The 7038-nt window shown below is 72.0% G+C and carries 7 protein-coding genes; all 7 read right to left on the reverse strand.

Annotated features, from left to right (window positions below; all coding sequences use genetic code 11):
• Positions 1-581, reverse strand: a 581-nt coding sequence (locus ACXJKG_RS17825) for an NAD-dependent epimerase/dehydratase family protein (RefSeq protein ID WP_456847081.1), incomplete at its 3' end; no start/stop codon positions are given.
• Positions 578-1375 carry a WecB/TagA/CpsF family glycosyltransferase gene (locus ACXJKG_RS17830; protein WP_456847082.1) on the reverse strand — a complete coding sequence of 266 codons (798 nt, stop codon included), beginning with the start codon at positions 1373-1375 and terminating at the stop codon, positions 578-580. The genes ACXJKG_RS17830 and ACXJKG_RS17825, both read right to left, overlap by 4 nt.
• Complete coding sequence (locus ACXJKG_RS17835) at positions 1362-2573, reverse strand: glycosyltransferase family 4 protein (RefSeq protein ID WP_456847083.1); 1212 nt, start codon at positions 2571-2573, stop codon at positions 1362-1364. Before ACXJKG_RS17835 ends, ACXJKG_RS17830 begins: the two co-directional genes overlap by 14 nt.
• A 51-nt stretch (positions 2574-2624) precedes the next feature.
• Positions 2625-4148: a sugar transferase gene (locus ACXJKG_RS17840; RefSeq protein ID WP_456847084.1), complete on the reverse strand. Its 1524-nt coding sequence runs from the start codon at positions 4146-4148 to the stop codon at positions 2625-2627.
• A gap of 115 nt (positions 4149-4263) precedes the next feature.
• Positions 4264-4884: an aminoacyl-tRNA hydrolase gene (gene pth / locus ACXJKG_RS17845; RefSeq protein ID WP_456847085.1), complete on the reverse strand. Its 621-nt coding sequence runs from the start codon at positions 4882-4884 to the stop codon at positions 4264-4266.
• Between the two features lie 131 nt (positions 4885-5015).
• Entirely contained in the window at positions 5016-5639 is a 624-nt protein-coding gene (locus tag ACXJKG_RS17850) for a 50S ribosomal protein L25/general stress protein Ctc (RefSeq protein WP_456847086.1), read from the reverse strand.
• A 262-nt stretch (positions 5640-5901) separates the two neighbouring features.
• The gene (locus ACXJKG_RS17855; RefSeq protein WP_456847087.1) at positions 5902-6885 is read right to left on the reverse strand and encodes a ribose-phosphate diphosphokinase; all 984 of its coding nucleotides are present in this window, start codon (positions 6883-6885) and stop codon (positions 5902-5904) included.
• Positions 6886-7038 lie beyond the last annotated feature (153 nt).

Genomic DNA, 7038 nt, shown 5'->3' on the forward strand with positions numbered 1-7038 from the left:
GTGAGGAACCGGGTGAAGGCCATGTCGGGGCGCTGCCGCGGGCCGAAGACGGTGAAGTACCGCAGGGACACGGTCGGGACCCCGAAGTTCGACGCGTACAGCGAGCACAGGTGCTCCGCCGCCAGCTTGGTCACCCCGTACGGGCTCACGGGCTGCGGCAGGTCGGCCTCGAGCACGGGGAACCGCGCCGCGTCGCCGTAGACCGAGGACGAGGAGGCGTAGACCAGCCGCTTGAGGCCCGAGGCCCGCTTCGCCGCCTCCAGCAGGACCTGCGTGGCCGTCACGTTGGCGTCGACGTACAGMCCGAACTCCTGGCCCCAGCTGGCGCGCACGCCCGGCTGTCCGGCCTCGTGGAACACCACGTCGACGCCGTCGAGCAGCGCGTCCAGGTCCGCGGTGCGCAGGTCCTCCTGGACGAACGTGAAGGCACCGCCCAGCCGCGCGAGGTTGGCGCGCTTGAGCGCCGGGTCGTAGTAGGGCGTCAGCGCGTCGATCCCCGTGACGTCCCACCCGTCCGCGAGCAGGCGGGCGCACAGCGTGCTCCCGATGAAGCCTGCGGCTCCGGTGACCAGTGCCTTCATGGACGGGACTTCCTCTCGGCGAACGACCGTGCGACGACACTGAGGAAGTGCGGGCCGCGCACCAGATACCTGCCGGCCAGCCGGCGCGGTTCCTGCGCCATCCGGAAGAACCACTCCATGCCCATCTTCTGCACCAGCACGGGCGCCCGGCGCTTGGTCCCGGCGACGAAGTCGACGGCCGCACCGGCCCCCACGTAGACCCCCGGCGGCAGCTTCTCGCGCCAGTGGGAGACCCAGACATCCTGCTTGGGCGAGCCCAGGCAGACGAAGACGATGTCCGCCTGCGCCTCGTGCAGGTCGGCGATCACCTGGGCCGACTCCGCGTCGCCCACCTCGGCGATCTTCGGGAACGGGATCGAGACGACGTCGGCGCCGTACTTCTCCCGCAGCTCCTCGGCCGCCTTCTCGCTCACGCTGGTGGCGCCGCCGGTCACGGCGATCCGCCAGCCGCGGCGGCACGACAGCTGCGCGGCGATCGGCAGCAGGTCGGCTCCGGTGAGCCGCTGCAGGCCGTGCGCCCCGAGCAGGCGCGCCAGCAGCACCAGCGGCGTGCCGTCGGCGATGCGGATCTCGGCCTCGTCGTACGCGACGTGCAGCGCMGAGTCGTGCTCGATGCCGATGGTCTGGTCGACGTTGGGCGTGACGATGGAGTACACCTCGTCCGCCGGGAGGAGCTGGTCGATCCGCGCGATCAGCGCGTCCGCGTCCCCGACGAACAAGGGACGACCCGCCAGCGTGACCTCACCCGAGCGGGAGACGTGCACCGAGACCTTCGAGCGCTCACCCCGCGGCACCGACGATCCTTGCGACGAGCCGCGGTGCGGCGTAGACGGAGGCAGTGTCCCGGGCCGCGCTGCGGGAGAGGACGCTGGCCTCGCTGATGGCGTGAGCAAGGTCATCGGGGTTCCTCTCGCTGACGACGAAGCCGTTGTGCCCGGCCCGCACGAGCGAACCGGTGTCGGAGCCGTCCGTCACCACGGCCGGCAGGCCGGAGGCCATCGCCTCCACGAGCACCCGGGGGAATCCCTCGTATCCCGGGTGCGAGGTCATGAGGAAGACGCCCGAGTCGGCCATCGCGGACGCGACCTCCTCGGGGGCGAGCCGGCCCAGCAGCCGGACCCGCGCACCCACCTCGGCGGGGAGCGCGGCGACCGTCCGCTCGAGCTCCGGCAGCTGCGTGCCGGTGCCGACGACGTCCAGGGTCCAGTCCTGGTCGGGGGCGGACTCGATGAGCCGGCGGAACGACTCGACGGCCAGCGCCGGGTCCTTGGGCTGCTCGAGCCGGCCGACCCAGATGACGCGCTGCGGGTGCAGCGCCTGGGCGCGGTAGCGCACCAGCGTCGGGTCGAACCACGTCGGCGAGAACATCGCGCCGGGGTTGATCGTCTGGGCGGTCTCGGCGAAGTCCGGGTTGAAGACGACGACCGAGTGGGCGTTCTTCAGCAGCTTGTGCTCGACGCGGGCGTGCACGTTGCCGGCCCGACGCCAGAACGAGTCCGACGTGGCCCCCGTGAGCCCGTGCTCCTGGGTGTGCACGAAGTAGGCCAGGGGCCGCTTCAGCACCCGGGACGCGACCGCGGCGACGTCGGCGCGGTGCGCCTGCACGACGGTGCTCGCGGGCAGCGAGCCCTTGTGGCGGACGAGGCCGGCCGCGAGTCGCAGGGAGTGCGGGACACGGCGACGCTGGTCGCCCGGGTCCAGCGTGACCACCGGCAGGAACCACGCGGAGCGCTCACCGATGCGGTGCAGCTCCCACTGGCCGATCTCCCGACCAGGGACGACGCCACCTGCGTCGACGCCGACGACCGCGAAGGTCACGTCGGCCGGCGCGTGCCGGATGAGGCCCCGGATGCACGTCTCGATCCCCCCGGGAGACTGGCGCGCGAGGTCGATCTGGTGCACGACGAGACGGTCGACGACGGCCGGAGGAGTCGCCCGCTGCGCGGGCTCGTCGTCCTCCAGGAACGTCATGTCGGGCCGGGTCTCGGTCACGAGTACCTCCAGGTCCAGGGTGTGGTCGGTGCCGCGGTCGCGGGCGATCGGTCAGTAGGCACCGCTGGGTCGCAGCACTGCCCGGAAGGTCTTCCAGAGGATGAGGAGGTCCATGGTCACGGACCAGTTGTCGACGTACCGCAGGTCGAGCTTCACCGACTCCTCCCACGAGAGGTCGGATCGGCCGGAGACCTGCCAGAGGCCGGTGAGGCCCGGACGGACCCGGAGGCGCCGTTGGACGGCGTCCTCGTAGGCGGCCACCTCCTCGGCGAGCGGGGGGCGCGGGCCGACCAGCGACATGTCGCCGCGGACCACGTTGAACAGCTGCGGGAGCTCGTCGAGCGAGTACTTGCGCAGCACACGACCCACGGGCGTGACCCGCGGGTCGTGACGCATCTTGAAGAGGATCGCGTTGCCCTCGCTGGAGCCGAGGAGCTCCGCGCGGCGCTTGTCCGCGTCGACGTACATCGTGCGCAGCTTCCACATGGTGAAGGCCTCGCCGTCGACCCCGATGCGGGTCTGCTTGTAGAACGGCGAGCCCGGCGACGTCAGCCGCACGGCGATCGCCGCGACCCAGATCACGGGCAGGGCGATCAGCAGGATCAGCCCGCCCAGCGTCCGGTCGAGCACCGTCTTCGCCGCCATCCGGCCGCGCGACGCGCCCACCTCGACCTCGAGCAGCGACAGGCTGCCCGTGGGTCGCATGGTGAGCCGCGGGGCCGCGATGTCCTCGAGGTCCGTGGCCATGATCAGCTGCGCGTCCGCCCGGTCCAACGCCCACGAGAGGCGCCGCAGCCCGTTGCCGCCGATGTACGAACCGGCGACGACCACGACGTCCACCGAGCGGTCCACGACCACCTGCGGGATGTCGCACACCGCGCCGATCATCGGGGAGCCGGCGACGATCTGCTCCTCGTCGACGCTCGGCAGGCAGACGCCGACGACGCTGTAGCCGTGCGCCGGGTCGACCGCGAGGTCGTGCACCACGCTGGCCACCGGTCCGGCCTCGCCGACGACGAGCGTGCGCATCATGGCCTCGCCGTGCAGCCGCGACTTCTTCAGCGACCGACGCAGGAGAAGCCGGGCCGCGACGGCCAGCAGCGCGGCCGCCGGGACCACCACGAACACGAGGAAGCGGGAGACCTCGGCCTTGAACGCGTAGCTGGCCAGGACGAGCACCACGACGCTGACGATGCCGGCGCGGACCAGGACCCGGGTCTCGGCGGCCGAGCGGCCGAGCACCCCGTCGCCGTACCCGTGCAGCAGGGCCACGAGAGCCACGAAGCCGAGCGTCGCGGCGGCGATCATGGCCACGGTCTGCCCGGCCGGCTGGTACAGCACGATCATGACCGGGGTCGCGACGAGAAGGATGGCCGCCAGGTCGAGCAGCGCGGCGTGCACGCGGTACGAGCGCACGATCTGGCGCCACGAACCGGCGACCGCGTCAGCCGAGTTGAAGGGGGTGGAGCGACGCTCGAAGGGCTCCGCGGAGGCCCACGACCGACGCTGCCCGAGACCCCGTCCACGGCGGTCGCCGAGCGCGAGATCCATGTCGTCGACGATCTCTGCAGCCACAGCCCCACACCCCCGATCCGCCAAGTGGAATGGGAGTGAGGTTATACGGGGGAATGGCGCAGTTCATCACCTTCTGTCCGGTTTCACCCGATGCTGGTGCAGGTCGGCGCCGGGGTCACTCTTTGGTGTGAAACCTCAGCTGCGCCGCCTCGAGGCCGGCCGTCACCGCGAGCTCGACCGCGTCGGCCGCCGAGTCGATCAGCCAGGGCAGGTCCTTGAGCTCGTTCTTGGCGAAGTCGCGCAGCACGAAGTCGGCCGCATCCATGCGACCGGGCGGCCGGCCGACCCCGACGCGCACCCGGACGTACTCCTTGGTGCCCAGCGCCTTGGTGGTGTCGCGCAGGCCGTTGTGGCCGCCCTCGCCCCCGCCCCGCTTGAGCCGGACGTCGGCGAACGGGATGTCGAGCTCGTCGTGCACCAGCACCGTCCGCTCCGGCGGGACGTCGTAGTACTTGGCGAGCGCCGCGACCGGGCCGCCCGACACGTTCATGTAGGTGGTCGGCTTCGCCAGCACGACGCGCGGCCCCGGCGCACCGCCCGGCAGCGTGCCCAGGCGCGCCTCCGCCACCGCCGCCTGGGGGCGCCGCGACAGCAGCCCGGGTGCCCGGGAGCCGAACGTGGCCCCGGCGCGGCGCGCCAGCTCGTCCAGCACCATCTGGCCGACGTTGTGCCGGTTGCCGGCGTACTGCGGGCCCGGGTTGCCGAGGCCGACGACCAGCCAGGGTCCGTCGCTCATCGGTGTCTCCTCGTGGGTGGTGCGGTGCGGGAACAGCGACGCCCGGCACCGTCAGGAACGGTACCGGGCGTCGCGGACGTGCTCAGAGCCTCAGCTCAGGCGGCCTCAGGCCGCTGCACGAGCGGCCGGGCTCAGGCCTCGGCGGCAGCCGCAGAGGCGGCCGACTGCGACGCAGCCAGGTCGGCGGCGGCGGCGTCGGCGGCGACGTCCTCGGCGGACGCGTGCGGGACGCTGACGGAGACGACCGTGATGTCGGGGTCGGTCAGCAGGACCGAGCCGGCGGGCAGCGTGATCTCGCCGGCGTTCACGCTGGAGCCACCCGCGAGACCCTCGATGGAGACCTCGACCTCGGTGGGCAGGTGCGTCGCCTCGGCCTCGAGGGACAGCGTCTGCGTCTCGACGACGTGGATGGTGCCGGGCGCCGACTCGCCGACGATCGTCACGGGGACGTCGACGGAGACCTTCTCGCCCTTCTTCACGATGAGCAGGTCCACGTGCTCGATCGTGTTCTTGACGACGTCGCGCTGGACGTCCTTGGTGATCGCGAGCGTGGTCTTGCCGTCGAGCTCGATGGCGAAGAGCGCGTTGGCCTGCTTGACCGCGAGCATCGTGGCGTGGCCCGGGAGGGCGACGTGCAGCGGGTCGGAGCCGTGCCCGTACAGGACGGCGGGGATCTGGTCGGCGCGGCGCAGGCGGCGCGCGGCCCCCTTGCCGAACTCGGAACGGGTGGTGGCGACGAGCTTGACCTCGGACACGTGTACTCCCAAGTGCTGACGTCGGCGTCGTGGACGCGACGTGGCGGCTGTGATGGCGTGGCGTGCGCGGCGGAAGCCGGGCGACGCGGATCTAGACAGGTGTGGTGGCCTCGACGCGGGACGCAGGACGGGCACGCGGAGGCGCTCGCCCAGTCGATCACGGAGCGCAGGTGGTCGTGGAACTTCGTCGACCGTCCTTCGTCCCTCGCCGAGGCAACCTGGAGAGCCTACCCGGTCGAGGGCGCTGAGCCCAACCCGCTGGTCAGGCCTGGCCGTCGAAGAGCGAGGTCACCGAGCCGTCGTCGAACACCTCGCGGATGGCGCGCGCGATGAGGGGCGCGATCGACAGCACCGTGAGCTGCGGGAAGCGACGGTCCTCGGCGATGGGCAGGGTGTCCGTGATGACGACCTCACGGGCGCCGCAGCCCTGCAGCCGCTCGACGGCCGGGTCGGACAGCACGCCGTGGGTGGCGGCGACGATGACGTCCTTGGCGCCGGCCTCGAGGATCACGCGCACGGCACCGGCGATGGTGCCGGCGGTGTCGATGAGGTCGTCGACGAGCACGCAGCTGCGGCCCTCGACGTCACCGACCACGCGGTTGGCGACGGTCTTGTTGGGGCTGCGGATGTCGCGCGTCTTGTGCACGAACGCCAGCGGCCCGCCGCCCAGCTTGGCGGCCCACTGCTCGGCGACCCGGATGCGCCCGGCGTCGGGCGAGACGACCGTGACGTTCGAGGTGTCGACGCGGCTGCGCACGTACTCCGTGAGGATCGGCATGGCCCACAGGTGGTCCACCGGGCCGTCGAAGAAGCCCTGGATCTGCGCGGCGTGCAGGTCGACGCTCATCAGGCGGTCCGCACCGGCCGTCTTGAACAGGTCGGCCATCAGCCGCGCGGAGATCGGCTCGCGGCCGCGGTGCTTCTTGTCCTGGCGCGCGTACCCGTAGAACGGCGCGACCACGGTGATCGTCTTGGCGGACGCGCGCTTGAGGGCGTCGACCATGAGCAGCTGCTCCATGATCCACGTGTTGATGGGCGACGCGTGGGACTGCAGGACGAAGGTGTCCGCGCCACGCACCGACTCCCCGAACCGCGTGTAGATCTCGCCGTTGGCGAACTCGTACGCCGTCGTCGGCAGGAGCTCGATGCCGAGGTGGGCGGCGACGCTGGTGGCGAGGTCCGTGTGGGCGCGCCCCGTGAGGAGCACCAGACGCTTCTCGCCGTCCGAGGAGATGATCCCGGTCATCGTGCGGAGTCCTTCGAGTTCGAGCCAGTGGTGTCCGGCGGTGCGGTCGGTGGGGTCGGGCTGGAGCCGGCCGCGGAGGCGCGCTCGCGCTCGGCGCGCGCCTGCGGGGAGAGCTCGTCGTCGGCACGCGGGCGGACCACCGCGCGCGCGGAG

It is taken from the genome of Cellulomonas sp. P5_C6, assembly GCF_054049635.1.

What these genes read in the sequence shown, in the direction of transcription:
- ACXJKG_RS17855 (WP_456847087.1), bottom strand. Translation starts at nt 6,885, where the DNA reads ATGACCGGGATCATCTCCTCGGACGGCGAGAAGCGTCTGGTGCTCCTC.
- pth (WP_456847085.1), bottom strand. Translation starts at nt 4,884, where the DNA reads ATGAGCGACGGACCCTGGCTGGTCGTCGGCCTCGGCAACCCGGGCCCG.